The following is a 16,048-nucleotide window of genomic DNA, read 5'->3' as shown; positions in this document are numbered from 1 at the left end:
AAGCGGCCTGTAAATGCAGGCCGCTTTTTTTTATCTCTATTAAATACAATTACATGGCTAATTGTTCGTGCCTGCTGCGTAACGATACGAATTTAGTTTTTGCCAACTCAAACCCGCCAAATAATAATAAGCCAAACAAAGCATCGCCAAATAACATATTTTTTTGAAATGGTATAGCGGCTACCAATGACTGACCATATCCGGCTAACGTATGCGGATATAATTCACCTCCATATAACCACGGCAAATCTGTTAATAACCAAAATATTATAACAGACAATAAAGATCCGGCTGTTACATTTATAAAGTTAGGCTTTTTGATTTGGGTACCTATAAACACCATAATAGCGAAACTTAAGTATACCCAAAAGGTCGCTGAATAATCGATGATATTTCTTTCTGCATACATGTAATTGATCACCATGTCGCTTAAAAAAAGTGTTACTAAAGGTACCAGGTAGGCTTTCCATTTATCGGTAAAATAAGCGCCACCAAATAACGCTACTGCACCAACAGGTGTAAAGTTGCTCATTAATGGCAGCTGATAAGTTAAAAAGCGCATTGCTACAGCACCCAAAATCATCAGGATAAGGACAGTGTTTCTATTATTCATACTTGTTTTTGACATGATCAATGTTGTTGAGCGAAATTACATATAATCCTGTAAATAGAAAACAGTTTAATGTTGCTACTTTTTAACGATCAATACCGCACTTGGATTAATCCCTGTTGTAAGGGTATGACGTTTTTTACCCGAGCTGTCAAAAATAAATAGTTCGCCGTCGGAACTGTAATCTTTAGCATCAGTAACAAAAAACTCACCATTATCAGCCACCGTTAAATTATATGCAGCTTTAAAAGTTGTGCCATCACTTATTAAATTATCCTTTATAACAACTTCTTTATCAGTGTCATATACACTTATTGTGCTATCCCAATTTAAATAGTAACCAAAATTCCCGCTAATGGTAAAGTTACTTCCAAAGAAATCATTTTTTGTTTTCACTTCGTCGGTAGCGCTATTTATTACAGCTAACGAGGCGCTGGTGTTAAGCGGGTCTTCCGGTCCGTAATAAACGCCGTAAGCCGACACATACACATCGCCTCCTTTATCAACTGCCACACCATAAGGATTATCCCCCACAGTGATAGTTTTCACCAAAGTGCCTGTATTCAGATTAATCACACTTACTGTGTTGTCAACATTTGGGTAGTCAAGCCCACCGGAATTGGCTACATATAGTTTACCATTTGCAACCGCTAACTGCTCCGGATTGCGCCCTACGTTTATAAATTTATCAACAGTTAACGATGCTGTATCTATAACGGCTACGGTACCGTCATACGATGATACGTAGGCCTTGTTCTGGTAAAACGCTATACTGCGCGGCTGACGTGGCGTAGCGCCATTCATTAAAGGAACTTGCTTAAGCGACTTTAACGAACGAGACGCTATAACCTCTACTGTACTTGAGTAATTTACTACTATATAAATTTTTGAGCCGTATTGTTTGATGTCATTGCCGGTATCGCCGATGCCGCGCCCGTTCACCGCCGAAAATGCGTCGGTTACAAGGTTATTTGATGTGAAGTTATATGACGAAACCAAACTGTTGTTTTTGCCAATGTTACCCTGGCTTAAAATCAAAACGTCAGGAGTTTCAAAAGTGTCTGTTGGTTCATTTTTATCTTTACGGCATGATGCCAAAGAGGCACCAAGCGCCAGTGCGATAAATAAGTACCTAAGTTGTAATTGTTTCATGATTAATATATATGTTAAATTGTTATTTGAAAAGTTAAGCGCACTGAGCGGCCAGCCATGGGATAGCTTTGTATAACGGAATAATTTTTATTAAAAATATTGTTTAGTTCTACAGCGGCCAATATAGGCTTACGCTGCAGGTGGGGGTTATACGTGAAAGAGACATCGCTTACGGCATATGCGGGTAAAAATGATTGAGCATTATTATTAAATCCATCATACCTGTGCGATGATAAAGTATAATTATAGTTAACCCCGAATTTTTTGTACTGCAACCCGGTATTAACGGCAGCAGAGTTTAGGGGTGTATATTGTATTTGGTTGCCGTAATAAGAGTCGGTTGGATTGGTAACATTGACAGCACGCTGGTGTGTATAGCTTGCAGAAACCAAAACAGTGCAATCATGCGCAGGCTCAATTTTGCTTTTAATATTTACATCCAGGCCGCGGATGTTTACCAGGCCAAGATTTACCACTGAAGGGGTTTCCGGCGACCTTGTGGGCAAAAATATCAGTTTATCTTTAACCTTATTATAATATGCATCCGCAGAAAGGCTCATATATTTTAAGATACCGTTGAAATTTTTACCGTATACTACACCAAGGTTATATTGCTTTACATATTCAGGCCTTAACGGACGCGGCGCTATAGCAAAGTAATATTGCTCCGCCAGGGTTGGCGGACGGAAAATATTTTTATAATATGCCCTTATATATAGATGTACAGCTTTAAATGGCTGCAGCTTGCCAATCAAAGTCGGGGTATAAGCTGATCTTGCCTGTGCGGCCAAACCTGTATTCGCAGATTCGTTTATATAGGTATGCAATAAATTACCCTGCAACTGTAATCTCCCAAAAGTTAAATTACCAGCCATTACATTGTAAGCGGCAAACCTTTGCGGTGAGGCGTTAAAAACATTAATTTCTACATCGCTTAAAACAAAGTCGCCAGCGTAAGATACTTCCAACTGTGGCAGCAGTTTAAACGATAACGCAACGGATTGGTACACTTCGCGCTGGGTGGTTCGTTCATCTGTTTTACCCTGGTTGTTGAGGGTGTTGGGATTTACATACCTGAGGTAATTTTGAGATATTTTGCTGTTCAGCAACAACTGTAAGCTGTTTTTGGCAATAAAACGGTATGCCGATTGAAGGAAAATATCCCTGTTATACAAGCGTTGACCATCATATGAAACATACAGTACGTTGGGGCCGGGCAATCCCCTATCGGCATTGTAATAATTTACCTGGAAGCTAAATTTGTTACTGTCAGATTTTGTCCAATATAAACCACCGTCGGCCTGGTATATTCTAACATCTGAGTTTCGCCGTATAGCCAGTGTATCTGAACCATCTTTGTCTTCTTTAAACCTGTACTGTCCATTGGCGTGCTGCGCGTATGTATTTAATATAAACGACCAGCGTTTACCCAATCGTTGCTGCCATTGCAGGTTTGGATTATATAAACCAAAGCTGCCACCTTTTATACCAGCTATTATTTTATAAGGCTTTGTTTGGGTAAGATTGGGTTTTACTGTAGTAATGGATAAAATGCTGGCGGCCGCAAATGAACGGGCCGGCATGCATATATCGTCAGGCTGGGCATTATATAATGTAATTCCCTGTATGTTATTAAGGTTAAATTTACTAAGATCTATCTGGCCGTTTTGCGCATCATTTATTTGTACACCGTCATACAGCACCGCGGTATGATTGGCGCCGAGGCTGCGTACCGAAACCGTCTTTAACCCCCCTATACCACCATAATCCCGAATGTTGATGCCGGCCATATTCCTTATTGCGTCAGCAACGTTAAAAGAATTTGTACGCAGAAAATCTATCTGGTTTATGGTTTGAGCCGGCGTTGATGTTTGTAATTGTGGCGCCACGCTTGATTTGATATCTACCTGATTTAATGTTGCCGCCGTATCTGTTTGCGCGTTTGCAATGTAATTTATCAACAGGAAGCATAACGATAGATAACAGCGGCCGTTATACAGGCTCAAGCGGCTAAAAAAAAACGATATGTTATTCTTCATTTGAAAAATTAGCACCAAACATGAAAGGGAGTTAGTATTAAATGAGCGGAGCTAATTACAGCGGTGCACATTCAAGCTTCAATCCCCGAAAGCTGTGAATAAATTAATGTTTGGCAGGTCTTCTGACTTACTCCCCTTTGCCCGGCCTTCCCGCCAGCTTTAAAGCTGGCAGTGGCTAATTGAATGGGCTAAGGTGCATGGAGCTTACAGCTGCGGGACAGTTACGGATTTACATCGTATTCCCTTTTAATCCTTTAAGTAAGTTACTTACAGGAACCAAAGCGGCACAAATTTACGATAACAATCGGTATCTGCAACCAGGTATTTTATTTACTAATAATTGGCTTTTTTAATTTAAACAAAACTTAGCCCAAGTATTGCTGTTTATAAATCAGTACCAATAAAATTACCATGACAAATACAGCATTACAACTAATAAACCGCTATAAGGGTACCGCCCAGGATTGCGGCCCTGTTAACCTTACCTGGCCTGAACGTTACATTTCAATTGCAGGCGGTATAAAAATGGGTATCTCGGGATTCAAAAATTTATTCAGAAGCCCGTTTACAAGCATACTTAAAATTGGTGCTGGCGGCTACCTCTTAAACCGCGGCTTTACCGGCCATTGCGAACTTTACACGCAAATGGGCAAAACAGGTACCGACGATACCGTGAACGTAAACATCCGGTCATCATTCCGTATTAATAAACCACGCCAGCAGGTGTACGAGTTTTGGCGCAACCTGGAGAATTTGCCGTTGTTTATGAAACACCTGGAGAGCGTGCAGGTTATTGACCAACGCCGTTCGCATTGGGTGCTTAAATTGCCGGCTAACGTTGCAAAGGTTAGCTGGGATGCCGAAATTGTGAAAGACGAGCCGGGTTATATGATAGGCTGGAGCTCCTTGCCCGGATCAGTTGTTGATAATGCAGGCAAAGTTCGTTTCCGCGATTCGGAAGAAGGCGGTACATTGATAGATATCGTTATCACTTACCAGCCTCCGGCCGGTGGATTTGGTGCCAGCATTGCTCATATAATTAACCCTATGTTTAAAAACATGGTGAACGATGATGTACAAAATTTTAAACAGTACATGGATATTGATAATGAGCCTAAAGTGCTTAGCGGTCAACAGCAAAACGATACTAATCAGTCGTTTTCATAACCTACAATAAAGATGGGTTTCATACCGGTATATTTTACAGGTATGAAACCATTTCTATTATATCAGGTCAAACGCGCTGGCATATTCTGTAAATTCATACCCGGTGGATATGCCTAACTTTTGTTTAATGTTACGGCGATGAGTCTGCACAGTTTCGGGTGATATAAATAACTCCTGTGCTATTTCTGGTGAACTTTTACCTATAGCTACCAACTTCAGTATAATTTGTTCACGTTTACTGAGTGAGCTGAAAGCCTTAGAGTTTTTACGAAGAAAAGTGTTCTCTTTCAGTAGTCGCTCGGCCTTTGCTTCAATATGCTTCATCCTGTCTATAGGGATAGCTGTAGTTATTGACAAAAACGGTTTGCCATCGTCATCCTGCATAAAAATACGTGTGGAGCTGATATGCCACGTCCAACCGGTTTTACCAACAATTTTTACCTGTTGGAAGTAAGAAAAAGATTGTGTAGGGTCATTTTTTTTAAGGAGATTTTCCATCTTGGGTATGAAAGTCTCATAATCCTCAATGTTAAAAAAACGCGGGTAATATTCGGTACCCATTTGTTGCAGCTCATCTAACGTAACGCCTAATTGCTGAAGGCCATTAGATGTCATATAAACCACGTTAAAGTTACCCACGTGGTGGATAATAACTACGCCCGGCATTTGCTCGGCATAGGGCGCAAAGTCGTCAATCTTTTTAATTGCTTTTAAGGTCAGATTCATATTGGGGTAATAAGATCTGTTGTTAATATCTAATTAAAATTTAACGTTTAGATACACCACCAAAACAAAAAACCGCCTGATTACTGATAATCAGGCGGTTAATTTTTGCAACATAGTTGTTACAACTTTTATTATTTTACTGCTTCAACAATCGCTTTGAAAGCGTCCGGGTTGTTCATAGCCAAATCAGCTAAAACCTTACGGTTAAGACCGATTTCTTTAGCAGCTAATTTGCCCATTAATTGTGAGTATGAAATTCCATGCTGGCGTGCACCAGCGTTGATACGCTGGATCCATAAAGCCCTGAATTCTCTTTTTTTGGTTTTACGGTCGCGGTAAGCGTACTGTAAACCTTTCTCTACTGTGTTTTTAGCAATAGTATAAACCTTGCTGCGTGAACCCCAATAACCTTTGGCGAGGTTCAAGATCCTTTTTCTGCGTCTGCGTGACGCTACTGCATTTACTGAACGTGGCATCTTGTTTTGTTTTTGGTAGTGAGTGCCCCTTTACGGTGATCTTTAAAACTCTAATACCTGGTTAAAAATTTGTTTAATTACTTTCCGATACAAAGCATACGCTTTACGTTACCTGTGTCAGCATCACTTACTAAGCTGGTCTGACCTAAGTTACGCTTACGTTTTGTTGACATCTTGGTTAAGATGTGGCTTTTGTATGCGTTTTTTCTTGCGATTTTACCTGTCCCAGTAAGCTTGAAACGCTTTTTAGCACTGGAATTGGTTTTCATTTTTGGCATAACTCTATTTATTTGTTTGTGTTTAGACGTTTCTCAACGTTTTATTTTTATTTCGAACTTCGAAGGTTTGATTCAGGACTTAAACCAATCTCTAATCAACCACCCGCCGTTGAACTAATATTACTTTTTACCGCCTTTTGGCGCTACGGTTAAAAACATCCGCTTACCTTCAAGCTTAGGTAATTGCTCCACCTTCCCTACATCTTCAAGTGCCTGTGCAAATTTCAGTAACAGAATTTCTCCCTGCTCTTTATAAACAATAGCGCGGCCTTTAAAATGCACGTAAGCCCTTACCTTTTCGTTCGACTCCAGGAATTTGATAGCATGCTTAAGTTTAAACTCAAAGTCATGATCATCGGTATTCGGGCCAAATCTTATTTCTTTAATAACAGTTTGCTTGGCGTTGCTTTTTATCTCCTTAAGCTTCTTTTTTTGCTCGTAAATAAACTTGTTATAGTCTATTACCTTACAAACCGGGGGGTTAGCATTTGGTGATATTTCAACAAGGTCCAACTCTTGCTGGGTAGCTATAGCTAACGCATCTCTCAAAGAATAAACACCAGTTTCTATGTTATCGCCAACAAGACGCACTTCTGGTGCCTTAATAAATTGATTGATATTATGTTCGGCCTCTTTTTTCTTAAAAGGTGGCCTGGGTCCTCTGTTGAAAGGTCTGTTTAATGCCAAGTTATACTGTTATTTCTTTAATTATTAATTCTTTAAACTCTTCAACGCTCATGCTCCCTAAATCACCCTGACCATGCTTACGAACAGACACTACCTCTTCAGTAGCTTCCTTCTCGCCAACTATCAGCATATACGGGATCTTTTTAATTTCAGCGTCGCGTATCTTCCTTCCGATTTTCTCGTCTCTGAAGTCAATTAGCCCGCAAATATCGGAATCTTTTAACACATCAGAAAGTTTTTTTGCATAATCTTCATATTTTTCGGAGATAGGAAGAATTATAAATTGCTCAGGCGATAACCACAGCGGGAAGTTCCCGGCACAATGCTCAATTAAAACAGCCACAAAACGCTCCAGCGAACCAAAAGGCGCGCGATGTATCATAACAGGGCGGTGCTTTGCATTATCACTGCCGGTGTATTCCAGTTCAAAGCGCTCAGGCAGGTTGTAATCAACCTGTATAGTACCTAATTGCCATTTGCGTCCCAGGGCATCTTTCACCATAAAATCAAGCTTTGGGCCGTAAAATGCCGCTTCGCCTAATTCAACAACGGTAGTCAAACCCTTTTCGGCGGCAGCCTCAATAATAGCTGATTCTGCCAGTTCCCAGTTCTCGTCTGTACCAATATATTTAGCCTTGTTTTCCGGATCGCGCAACGATACCTGCGCCGTATAGTTTTCAAAACCTAAAGCGCCAAATACATATAGTACCAGGTCAATAACCTTTTTAAATTCGTCTTTTACCTGGTCTGGACGGCAAAATAAATGCGCATCATCCTGCGTAAACCCGCGTACACGGGTTAAGCCGTGTAACTCGCCGCTTTGCTCATAACGGTAAACCGTGCCAAATTCGGCAAAGCGTACAGGCAAATCTTTATATGAGCGCGGTTTAGACTTATAAATTTCGCAATGGTGAGGGCAGTTCATTGGTTTTAAAAAGAACTCCTCTCCTTCCTGCGGCGTTTTTATTGGCTGGAAAGAATCAGCACCGTATTTATCATAGTGGCCCGACGTCACATATAGATTCTTATGCCCAATGTGCGGGGTAATTACCTGTTCGTAACCTGCCTTAACTTGTGCCTTTTGCAAAAAATTAACCAAACGCTCGCGTAAGGCAGCACCTTTAGGCAACCACAGCGGCAGCCCCATGCCTACCTTTTCTGAAAATGTAAACAGTTCCAGTTCTTTACCTAGTTTGCGATGGTCGCGTTTTTTAGCTTCCTCCAGCACATGCAGGTATTCGGTAAGTTCGCTTGCCTTAGTAAAGGTTACACCATAAATGCGGGTAAGTTGTTTACGGGTTTCATCACCCCGCCAGTAAGCGCCGGCCACACTCATTAGTTTAACCGCTTTAATAAATCCGGTATTAGGAATATGTGGCCCACGGCACAGGTCGGTAAAATTACCCTGGGTGTAAAAAGTGATAGCACCGTCAGGAAGATCCTTAATCAGGTCAAGTTTATACTCATCTCCTTTTTTGGTGAAATATTCAATGGCGTCAGCCTTGCTAACCGGTTTACGGATATATTCTGATTTAGCTTTGGCCAGCTCAATCACCTTGTCCTCTATTTTTTTAAACTCTTCTGATGACAGTACATGGTCGCCGAAGTCAACGTCATAATAAAAGCCCGTTTCGATAGCGGGGCCTATGCCGAACTTGGTGCCGGGATATAAAGCCTCAAGTGCCTCCGCCATTAAGTGCGCTGACGAATGCCAGAAGGTTGATTTGCCCTGGGCATCGTTCCAGGTAAGCAATTTTACTTTGCTGTCCTCTTCAATTGGGCGTGTGGCATCCCAAACCTCGCCGTTTACTTCAGCTGCTAATACGTTTCGTGCTAAACCCTCAGAGATAGACAGTGCTATCTGCATGGAAGTGATCCCTTTGTCGTACTGACGAACGGAACCATCAGGAAGTGTAATATTAATCATCTACAACTATGATTCGGAAGCTTCATCCCATCCCTTCTCCTAAGGAGAGTAACTTGAAAAGCCCCCTTGTTTATGTAATTATGTTTTGTTAGTCGATCACCTACTAATGTGATCTGTATCTTGTGAGGCAAAAATATGAATTTATTTGGAAAGCCTCCATCCTACCACAAGCAGTATGTTATATTTTAAATATTGACCTAACACCTTCCTTTCACCATCGAAAACGTTAGACTATTTAGAGTGGAATTACCAGCACCGGTACCGAAGCACGGTTAATGGTTTCTGCTGTAGTTTCCTGATTAAATATTTTGTAAAGCCAACTATGCTGACGGTGTCCGATCACCAAGATATCGGCATTTAGCTTTTTCGTTTCAGAAATAATAGTTTCTACGGTTGCTCCCTGCACCAGCAATGCGTCGGCGACATATCCCCGGTTTGATAAAGACGTAACATATCCTGCCAACTCTTTATGTTCGCCGCGCAACTCCTTTGCCCTGTCGTCACGAATATATTGCGGACCAGGTTCATAGCCCACAAAATCCGGATCGGGCGCGGCGGCATGTACAAGCCATATTTTTGCGCCGGTTGTGTCCAAAACTTTCAACACGTTATCTATTAAAGCCAGGGGGTTATCTTTAAAATCAATGGCTATCAGGATATTTTTCATTATGTCGTTCTATTAGATAGCGTATAACAACAAACTGGATGATAATGTTGCCGGTTTACTATAAATGTTACCAATAATTTAGATTATGATGTTTTGAGGACAAACTATACATTTCCCCAGCCATGCGCCAGTACATCAGCAATATGGTAGGTTTTTATGGGCAGATTGTTCTTATCTATGTACCCCTGCATATGCAACAGGCAAGATGCGTCCGTCGAGATGATGTAATCAGCTTCGGCTGCCAGCGCATTATCCACTTTTTGCTGCGCCATAGCTGATGAAATTGCTTCGAATTTTACGGCGAAACTCCCGCCAAAACCGCAACATGTCTCTGCATCCTTTACGTCAATAAGCTCTAAACCATAAACTTTAGAAAGCAGTTGGCGTGGCTCATCTTTTATTTTACACTCACGCAGGCCACTGCAGCTATCGTGGTATACACCACGGCCTTCCAGTTCGGCGCCAAAGTAATCGTATTGCAAAATATTTACTAAAAAGTCCGACAGTTCATAGATATTGCTTTGTATGCTGCGGCACTTGTTGTGTACTACCGTATTGGTAAAAAGGTCGTTATAATAATTTTTCACCATGCCGGTGCATGATGCTGACGGGGTGACAATGATGCTATCCTGATCAAAATCGTCCAGAAATTTGCTGCCTACCTCTTTGGCATCATCCCAAAAGCCGGCATTAAAGGCGGGCTGACCGCAACAAGTTTGGTTAGGGTTAAAGTGAACATCGCAGCCGGCTTTTTTTAATAGCTTAATGGTGTTAAAAGCAGTATCGGGATATAGCTGATCAATAAAACAAGGTACAAATAACTCAATTTTCATCCGCCAAAATTAAAGAGGGCTAAATTCCGAAATTTTTTGATGCTTTTTCTCTGCTCCAAGTAAAGAAAAAAGTAACAGTAACCCGATAAAGAAGTATCCGCACAGGGCCAACGTAGAGTTGCGCATGCTTCCGGTTAGTTCTTCTATCAACCCAAAGCTGAATAGCCCGCCAACAATGGCCAGCTTTTCGGTAACATCGTAAAAGCTAAAAAATGATGCCGTATCAGGAATGTTGGGAGGAAGAAATTTTGAATATGTTGAACGCGAGAGCGATTGTATACCTCCCATTACTAAACCTACTAAAACGGCCAGTATGTAAAACTGGATAGCTGTTGTTACAAAATAAGCACACACGCACACCATAACCCAAAATAACACTACGTATGATAGCACCTTAATATTACCATATTTAACAGCCAGGCGTGACATCAGTTGCGCACCGCCAATTGCTACCAGTTGTATGATAAGTATAATGGCTATCAATGATGCCTGCGGCAAACCCAGTTCTTTGGCACCAAAGCTTGTAGCGACAAGCATTACAGTTTGTACGCCCATGGAGTAGAAAAAGAAAGCCGGCAGGAAACGCTTAAGCAGCGGCATACCTTTTATTTTAGTAAATACCTTACCCAGTTCAATAAAACCACCTTTAATAATGTTTTTATGATGCGCTTTTGCATTAGGGCTGCCTTTGGGCAAAATAGCAAAAGGTATTTGCGCAAACCCTATCCACCATACACCCACTAATAAAAAAGACAGCTGCGCGGGCAGTGCTTCGTCTGTAATGCCAAACCAGCCCGGCTGCAGTACAAATGCAAAACATATAAGCTGCAAAAGCACACTACCTATATAGCCATAAGTAAAACCTTTTGCGCTCACCTTGTCCTGCATGTCCAATGTGGCTATCTGGGGGAGGTATGAATTATAAAAAACAAAGCCGCCGCAGTAACCTATTGCCGCCAATGCGAAGCAAATAATACCAAGTTCAAGTGTATCTGAAGTAAAGAAGAATAAGCACGCGCATGACAAAGAGCCAAGTATAGTAAAAAACTGCATAAACGACTTTTTATTCCCCCGGTAATCGGCAATTGCCGTAAGTATGGGTAACATCAGGGCAATAATTAAATAAGCCGTGGCAAGGGCATAATCGGCAAGGGCAGTATTTATAAAAGTAAAACCAAAAAAATCTACCTTGTCATTATCTCCCGTTGTAGTAATGGCTGTATAGTAAGCAGGGAAAATAGTTGATGTTATAACAAGATTGTAAGCCGAGTTAGCCCAATCAAACATGGCCCAGGCCCGGATAGTTCTCTTATTGTTTTGAGGCTGCATTTGGGTTTTAAAAGTATAGAAATTTTGTTACTTACAAAACAACAGTTCAGGACGGATTATCCGTCGTATTCTTTACTTTCGAGTTTTTGGTAAACCACTATGAGATTATCTGCAGTCATAAGTACATGCGCTACTGTATGCTTTCAAATGTTAAGCACCTACGCTATCGCACAAGTTAACGGGTTGCCCGTTGCCCTAAAGTGCGAATACCTGGTTAACCCTGTAGGGATAGACGCTTCGGCACCTCGCTTAACATGGCAATTGCACGATACCCGCCCCGGTGCTTTACAACAGGCGTACACCATTTATTTGGGGACAGATTCGCTGAAAGTAAAGGCTGGCGACAATGACCTGGTAATGATTGATAAAATAGCGGACAATAAAAACCTGATAACATATTCCGGCAAATCTTTGACACCGTTTACCAGGTACTTTTGGCGCGTGGATGTGTGGGATAAAGAAAATAAGCGCAGTTCGTCAGCCATAGCTAGTTTTGAAACCGGTATGCTAAACAGCAAAAACTGGCAAGGCAACTGGATAAGTGATAACCACGATATACACACCAAACCCGCGCCCTACTTCCGCAAAATATTTGAGGCGGGCAAACGCATAAAGTCAGCCAGGGCATATATCGCGGCGGCAGGCCTTTATGAACTGTATATAAACGGACAAAAAACGGGTAATCACCGGCTTGACCCAATGTATACCCGTTTTGACCGCCGCAACTTGTATGTTAGTTATGACGTTACCCGGCAAATACAACAAGGCAAAAACGCCATTGGGGTTTTGCTTGGCAACGGCTGGTATAACCACCAGTCAAGCTCGATATGGAACTTTGATAAGGCGCCCTGGCGTAACAGGCCGGCTTTTTGCCTTGACCTGCGTGTTACCTATGAAGATGGATCTGTAGAAACCATTGTTACTGACCGGGGTTGGAAAACCAGTCTGAGCCCCGTTATATTCAATAGTATTTATACCGCCGAACATTATGACGCGCGATTGGAGCAACCAGGCTGGAACACCATCAACTACGATGATTCCAGTTGGGATAAAGTCATTCTGAGGTCAGTGCCCTCAAATAATATCGTGGCGCAAAGCTTACACCCAATACGTAATGTACAAGAGATAGCTGCTGTTACATTCCAAAAATTCAATGATACCGCCTACCAGTTTAATTTGGGCCGGAATGTTTCAGGCGTGAGCCGGATTACGATTAAGGGCGACTCAGGCACCGTAGTTCGCATTAAACATGGCGAACGATTATATCCCAACGGCCGTATAGATCAATCAAACATCGACCACCATTATCATCCTGTAGTTACAGATGATCCTTTCCAAACAGACATTTTCATATTAAGCGGTAAGAGCCAAGAGACATTTATGCCGAAATTCAATTACAAGGGTTTTCAATATGTAGAGGTTAGTGCAAACAAGCCTATCGTACTAAATCAAAGTAGTTTAACCGGCTACTTCATGCACAGCGATGTACCTGCTGCAGGCAGGGTAACCACATCAAACCCGGTGATTGATAAAATATGGACAGCCACCAATAACTCCTACTTATCAAACCTGTTTGGATACCCTACCGATTGCCCGCAGCGTGAAAAAAACGGCTGGACGGGTGATGCGCATATTGCGTCAGAAACAGGCCTGTATAACTTTGATGGTATTACCATTTACGAAAAATGGCTTGCAGATCACCGTGACGAGCAGCAGCCTAACGGGGTATTACCTTCAATAATTCCAACAGGCGGCTGGGGGTACGAGTGGGGTAACGGACCGGACTGGACAAGTACAATAGCCATTATTCCGTGGAATTTGTATTTGTTTTACGGTGACAGTAAACCGTTAACGGATAATTACAACAACATTAAACGGTATGTAGATCATATTAATGAACTATACCCCGGCGGATTGACCGATTGGGGCTTAGGCGATTGGGTTCCGGTAAAATCTAAATCCCCGGTTGAATTCACCTCTTCAGCCTATTACTATGTTGATGTAACTATACTAGCAAAAGCCGCGGACTTATTGGGAAAACCGGCAGATGCAGCAAAGTATCATCAGTTAGCTAACAAAATTAAAGACGCGATTAATGCGAAGTATTTAAACAACGCTACAGCTACCTACGGTACCGGTACTCAAACTGAGTTAAGTGTGGCTTTGTATTGGGGGCTGGTGCCACAATACTTAAAGGCAAGGGTAGCTGCACGCCTGGCTGCACGCGTAATAGCTGACAATTATCATTTAGACGTTGGCTTACTTGGAACGAAAAGTATATTAAATGCGTTAAGCGAAAACGGCTATGCGGATATAGCTTTTAAAATAGCGGCGCAGGAAGATTACCCCTCATGGGGATGGTGGATAAAAAATGGTGCTACCACGTTGTATGAAAATTGGAACATTCAGTCTAAATACGACATTTCCTTAAACCACATTATGTTTGGCGAGGTTGGCGCATGGTTATATAAAGGTATTGGCGGTATATTTCCGGATGAAAAGCGGCCAGGATTTGAACACATTCACCTAAGGCCAAATTTTGTAAAAGAACTGCAGCATTACGCTTCATCACACGAGGGTCCGCGCGGTCGCATTACTTCAACGTGGTTACGTAAAGGTAACCAGATTAGTTATACAGTTATTATCCCGGCAAATTCAACTGCCACTATATATATCAATCCCTTAAATGGTCAGCATATTTATGGTGAAGATAAACGCGTCATTAAAAATGGACCGTTAGAGTTAGTTGCAGGTACATATAATTTTGAAGTAAGATAGTTTGATGCCCAACGATAAGTTCGAGGCGTTATGAAGTAGGGTGTGCCCATCAATCATTTATCTATACATGTTTCAGTTTTGTAATTCAGCTCCAGGTTATTTACATGACAAACACCCGTTTTTTTATATAACTTTTTTGTTACAAATACTTGCATTATAAAAAATAACTTCTGATCTTTAGTCAACATCACCAGTATTATTTAACTATTGATTTGATAAAGATGGTAATTGTATTCTCATTGTTTTATGTTGCACTACAGGTTTTGTTGTTAAGTATTTTCCTACGTTCAGCGCATATAAAAAGCTTTAACGAGTTAATTCATAGTTACAAGCAATCCATCCTCAGGCACGATAAGTTTTAAGATTTCGATTATAATTAAAAAGCCGTTAACAATATTTGTTAACGGCTTTTTGCTGTGCGGAAGAAGGGACTCGAACCCCCACGCCGTGAAGCGCCAGATCCTAAGTCTGGTGCGGCTACCAATTACGCCACTTCCGCATTAGGATTTTACAGGCTGCAAAGATAGCTTAATTTGATAATTTTAAAAATGTAATTTAAGTTTTTTAGATAAGTAGCTAAATGCCTTTATATTAAATTTTCAAAGTTTGCCGTAACCTTACGAAATAGTCGGGCGCGTACAGCAGTCTGCTGCCATACCACGAAAATATCTCCCCATCTACCATCGCGACTATAGCGCGTGGAACTATTTTTTTGATTTCCATGATATGCTTTTCTTTGAACGGATAGGGTTCGGAAGATAGCAGCACAAGGTCGGGATCTAAATCTGATAACTCCTCACTTGAAAGTACGGGATAGCGCGGCTCTGTCAAGGCATTAATAAAACCACATTCATGCAACATGCTACTAATAAAAGTATCGTTCCCGGCGGCCATATAAGGCTTGCGCCATATGAGGTACATTGTTTTTAACCGCCTCGCTGGTATATGAATCTTTTCAAATTGGTCAACAATGCGTGCGGTAAGCGTAGCACTCTCCTTTTCAAAGCCTGTTATACTGCCAATTGCGCCAATCATTTTAAGTGCCCCCGGCAAATCGTTGACATTGCTAATCCAAACCGGATAAAGCTTGGCTAAGTAGTTAATCTGTTCGCGATCATTCTCCTCCTTATTAGCGATAATCAAATCAGGCCGAAGGTTTTTTATCAAATTGACATTTAGCGTTTTAGTGCCGCCCACCTTAATTTTTGTTGCGACCTGCTCAATAGGGTGAACGCAGTAATTGGTGACACCAACCAATTCGTTAAAGACACCGAGCGCAAATAGTAATTCTGTTTGAGAGGGCACCACAGAAATTATTCGCTGTGGCATTGCAGGTATGTTTACGGGCCGGTTAAGCTGGTCGTAAAACACAGGCATGG

14 protein-coding genes, 1 tRNA gene and 1 riboswitch are annotated in these 16,048 nt (G+C 41.5%); of the genes, 2 read left to right on the top strand and 13 right to left on the bottom strand.

Translation table 11 applies throughout. From position 1 onward, the window contains the following. Positions 1–49: 49 nt before the first annotated feature. From DJ568_RS04005 to DJ568_RS03995, 3 genes are all read right to left on the bottom strand, one after another. Positions 50–613: a DUF6580 family putative transport protein gene (locus tag DJ568_RS04005; protein WP_233496620.1), complete on the bottom strand. Its 564-nt coding sequence runs from the start codon at positions 611–613 to the stop codon at positions 50–52. A 75-nt stretch (positions 614–688) separates the two neighbouring features. Continuing rightward, complete coding sequence (locus DJ568_RS04000) at positions 689–1,762, bottom strand: YncE family protein (RefSeq protein ID WP_114003960.1); 1,074 nt, start codon at positions 1,760–1,762, stop codon at positions 689–691. A gap of 14 nt (positions 1,763–1,776) precedes the next feature. After that, positions 1,777–3,801: a TonB-dependent receptor plug domain-containing protein gene (locus DJ568_RS03995; RefSeq protein WP_114003959.1), complete on the bottom strand. Its 2,025-nt coding sequence runs from the start codon at positions 3,799–3,801 to the stop codon at positions 1,777–1,779. 95 nt (positions 3,802–3,896) lie between these two features. Further along, a riboswitch (cobalamin riboswitch) is annotated at positions 3,897–4,097 on the bottom strand. Between the two features lie 115 nt (positions 4,098–4,212). On the opposite strand from DJ568_RS03995, the gene DJ568_RS03990 reads away from it, so the two are divergent. Continuing rightward, positions 4,213–4,968 (top strand): SRPBCC family protein, encoded by a 756-nt coding sequence (locus DJ568_RS03990; protein WP_114003958.1) that lies wholly within the window; start codon positions 4,213–4,215, stop codon positions 4,966–4,968. A 57-nt stretch (positions 4,969–5,025) separates the two neighbouring features. On the opposite strand, the gene DJ568_RS03985 is transcribed toward DJ568_RS03990, so the two are convergent. From DJ568_RS03985 to DJ568_RS03950, 8 genes are all read right to left on the bottom strand, one after another. Beyond that, positions 5,026–5,694, bottom strand: a complete 669-nt coding sequence (locus tag DJ568_RS03985; protein WP_114003957.1) for a helix-turn-helix transcriptional regulator — start codon at positions 5,692–5,694, stop codon at positions 5,026–5,028. A 131-nt stretch (positions 5,695–5,825) separates the two neighbouring features. Next, positions 5,826–6,170: a 50S ribosomal protein L20 gene (gene rplT / locus DJ568_RS03980; RefSeq protein WP_114003956.1), complete on the bottom strand. Its 345-nt coding sequence runs from the start codon at positions 6,168–6,170 to the stop codon at positions 5,826–5,828. A gap of 77 nt (positions 6,171–6,247) precedes the next feature. Next, complete coding sequence (rpmI, locus tag DJ568_RS03975) at positions 6,248–6,448, bottom strand: 50S ribosomal protein L35 (protein WP_114003955.1); 201 nt, start codon at positions 6,446–6,448, stop codon at positions 6,248–6,250. 120 nt (positions 6,449–6,568) lie between these two features. After that, positions 6,569–7,135, bottom strand: coding sequence for a translation initiation factor IF-3 (gene infC / locus DJ568_RS03970; protein WP_114003954.1), 567 nt, complete (start codon positions 7,133–7,135; stop codon positions 6,569–6,571). 1 nt (position 7,136) lies between these two features. Continuing rightward, on the bottom strand, positions 7,137–9,062 hold the full coding sequence (gene thrS / locus DJ568_RS03965; protein ID WP_114003953.1) for a threonine--tRNA ligase: 1,926 nt from the start codon (positions 9,060–9,062) through the stop codon (positions 7,137–7,139). A 235-nt stretch (positions 9,063–9,297) separates the two neighbouring features. Next, positions 9,298–9,729 (bottom strand): universal stress protein, encoded by a 432-nt coding sequence (locus tag DJ568_RS03960; RefSeq protein WP_114003952.1) that lies wholly within the window; start codon positions 9,727–9,729, stop codon positions 9,298–9,300. Between the two features lie 104 nt (positions 9,730–9,833). Continuing rightward, positions 9,834–10,562 (bottom strand): (Fe-S)-binding protein, encoded by a 729-nt coding sequence (locus tag DJ568_RS03955; protein ID WP_114003951.1) that lies wholly within the window; start codon positions 10,560–10,562, stop codon positions 9,834–9,836. Between the two features lie 9 nt (positions 10,563–10,571). Then, positions 10,572–11,891, bottom strand: coding sequence for an MFS transporter (locus tag DJ568_RS03950; RefSeq protein ID WP_114003950.1), 1,320 nt, complete (start codon positions 11,889–11,891; stop codon positions 10,572–10,574). Positions 11,892–12,038: 147 nt separating this feature from the next. On the opposite strand from DJ568_RS03950, the gene DJ568_RS03945 reads away from it, so the two are divergent. Then, positions 12,039–14,669, top strand: coding sequence for an alpha-L-rhamnosidase (locus DJ568_RS03945; RefSeq protein WP_114003949.1), 2,631 nt, complete (start codon positions 12,039–12,041; stop codon positions 14,667–14,669). Positions 14,670–15,086: 417 nt separating this feature from the next. Here the strand turns inward: DJ568_RS03945 and DJ568_RS03940 are convergent. Then, positions 15,087–15,168, bottom strand: a tRNA-Leu gene (locus tag DJ568_RS03940). A 92-nt stretch (positions 15,169–15,260) separates the two neighbouring features. Further along, positions 15,261–16,046 carry an ABC transporter substrate-binding protein gene (locus DJ568_RS03935; RefSeq protein WP_114003948.1) on the bottom strand — a complete coding sequence of 262 codons (786 nt, stop codon included), beginning with the start codon at positions 16,044–16,046 and terminating at the stop codon, positions 15,261–15,263. Positions 16,047–16,048: the final 2 nt, after the last annotated feature.

Origin of the sequence: Mucilaginibacter hurinus, from assembly GCF_003324525.1 — a bacterium.
GTDB classification, from domain to species: Bacteria; Bacteroidota; Bacteroidia; order Sphingobacteriales; family Sphingobacteriaceae; genus Mucilaginibacter; species Mucilaginibacter hurinus.
Note: the sequence above shows the minus strand (reverse complement) of the source record. Positions and strands in the feature narration are given on the sequence as shown.

Bases quoted from the DNA above. Each gene is read 5' to 3' on its own strand.
- DJ568_RS04005 (WP_233496620.1), bottom strand. From the start codon at position 613: ATGAATAATAGAAACACTGTCCTTATCCTGATGATTTTGGGTGCTGTA.
- DJ568_RS04000 (WP_114003960.1), bottom strand. From the start codon at position 1,762: ATGAAACAATTACAACTTAGGTACTTATTTATCGCACTGGCGCTTGGT.
- DJ568_RS03995 (WP_114003959.1), bottom strand. From the start codon at position 3,801: ATGAAGAATAACATATCGTTTTTTTTTAGCCGCTTGAGCCTGTATAAC.
- DJ568_RS03990 (WP_114003958.1), top strand. From the start codon at position 4,213: ATGACAAATACAGCATTACAACTAATAAACCGCTATAAGGGTACCGCC.
- DJ568_RS03985 (WP_114003957.1), bottom strand. From the start codon at position 5,694: ATGAATCTGACCTTAAAAGCAATTAAAAAGATTGACGACTTTGCGCCC.
- rplT (WP_114003956.1), bottom strand. From the start codon at position 6,170: ATGCCACGTTCAGTAAATGCAGTAGCGTCACGCAGACGCAGAAAAAGG.
- rpmI (WP_114003955.1), bottom strand. From the start codon at position 6,448: ATGCCAAAAATGAAAACCAATTCCAGTGCTAAAAAGCGTTTCAAGCTT.
- thrS (WP_114003953.1), bottom strand. From the start codon at position 9,062: ATGATTAATATTACACTTCCTGATGGTTCCGTTCGTCAGTACGACAAA.
- DJ568_RS03960 (WP_114003952.1), bottom strand. From the start codon at position 9,729: ATGAAAAATATCCTGATAGCCATTGATTTTAAAGATAACCCCCTGGCT.
- DJ568_RS03955 (WP_114003951.1), bottom strand. From the start codon at position 10,562: ATGAAAATTGAGTTATTTGTACCTTGTTTTATTGATCAGCTATATCCC.
- DJ568_RS03950 (WP_114003950.1), bottom strand. From the start codon at position 11,891: ATGCAGCCTCAAAACAATAAGAGAACTATCCGGGCCTGGGCCATGTTT.
- DJ568_RS03945 (WP_114003949.1), top strand. From the start codon at position 12,039: ATGTTAAGCACCTACGCTATCGCACAAGTTAACGGGTTGCCCGTTGCC.
- DJ568_RS03935 (WP_114003948.1), bottom strand. From the start codon at position 16,046: ATGCCTGTGTTTTACGACCAGCTTAACCGGCCCGTAAACATACCTGCA.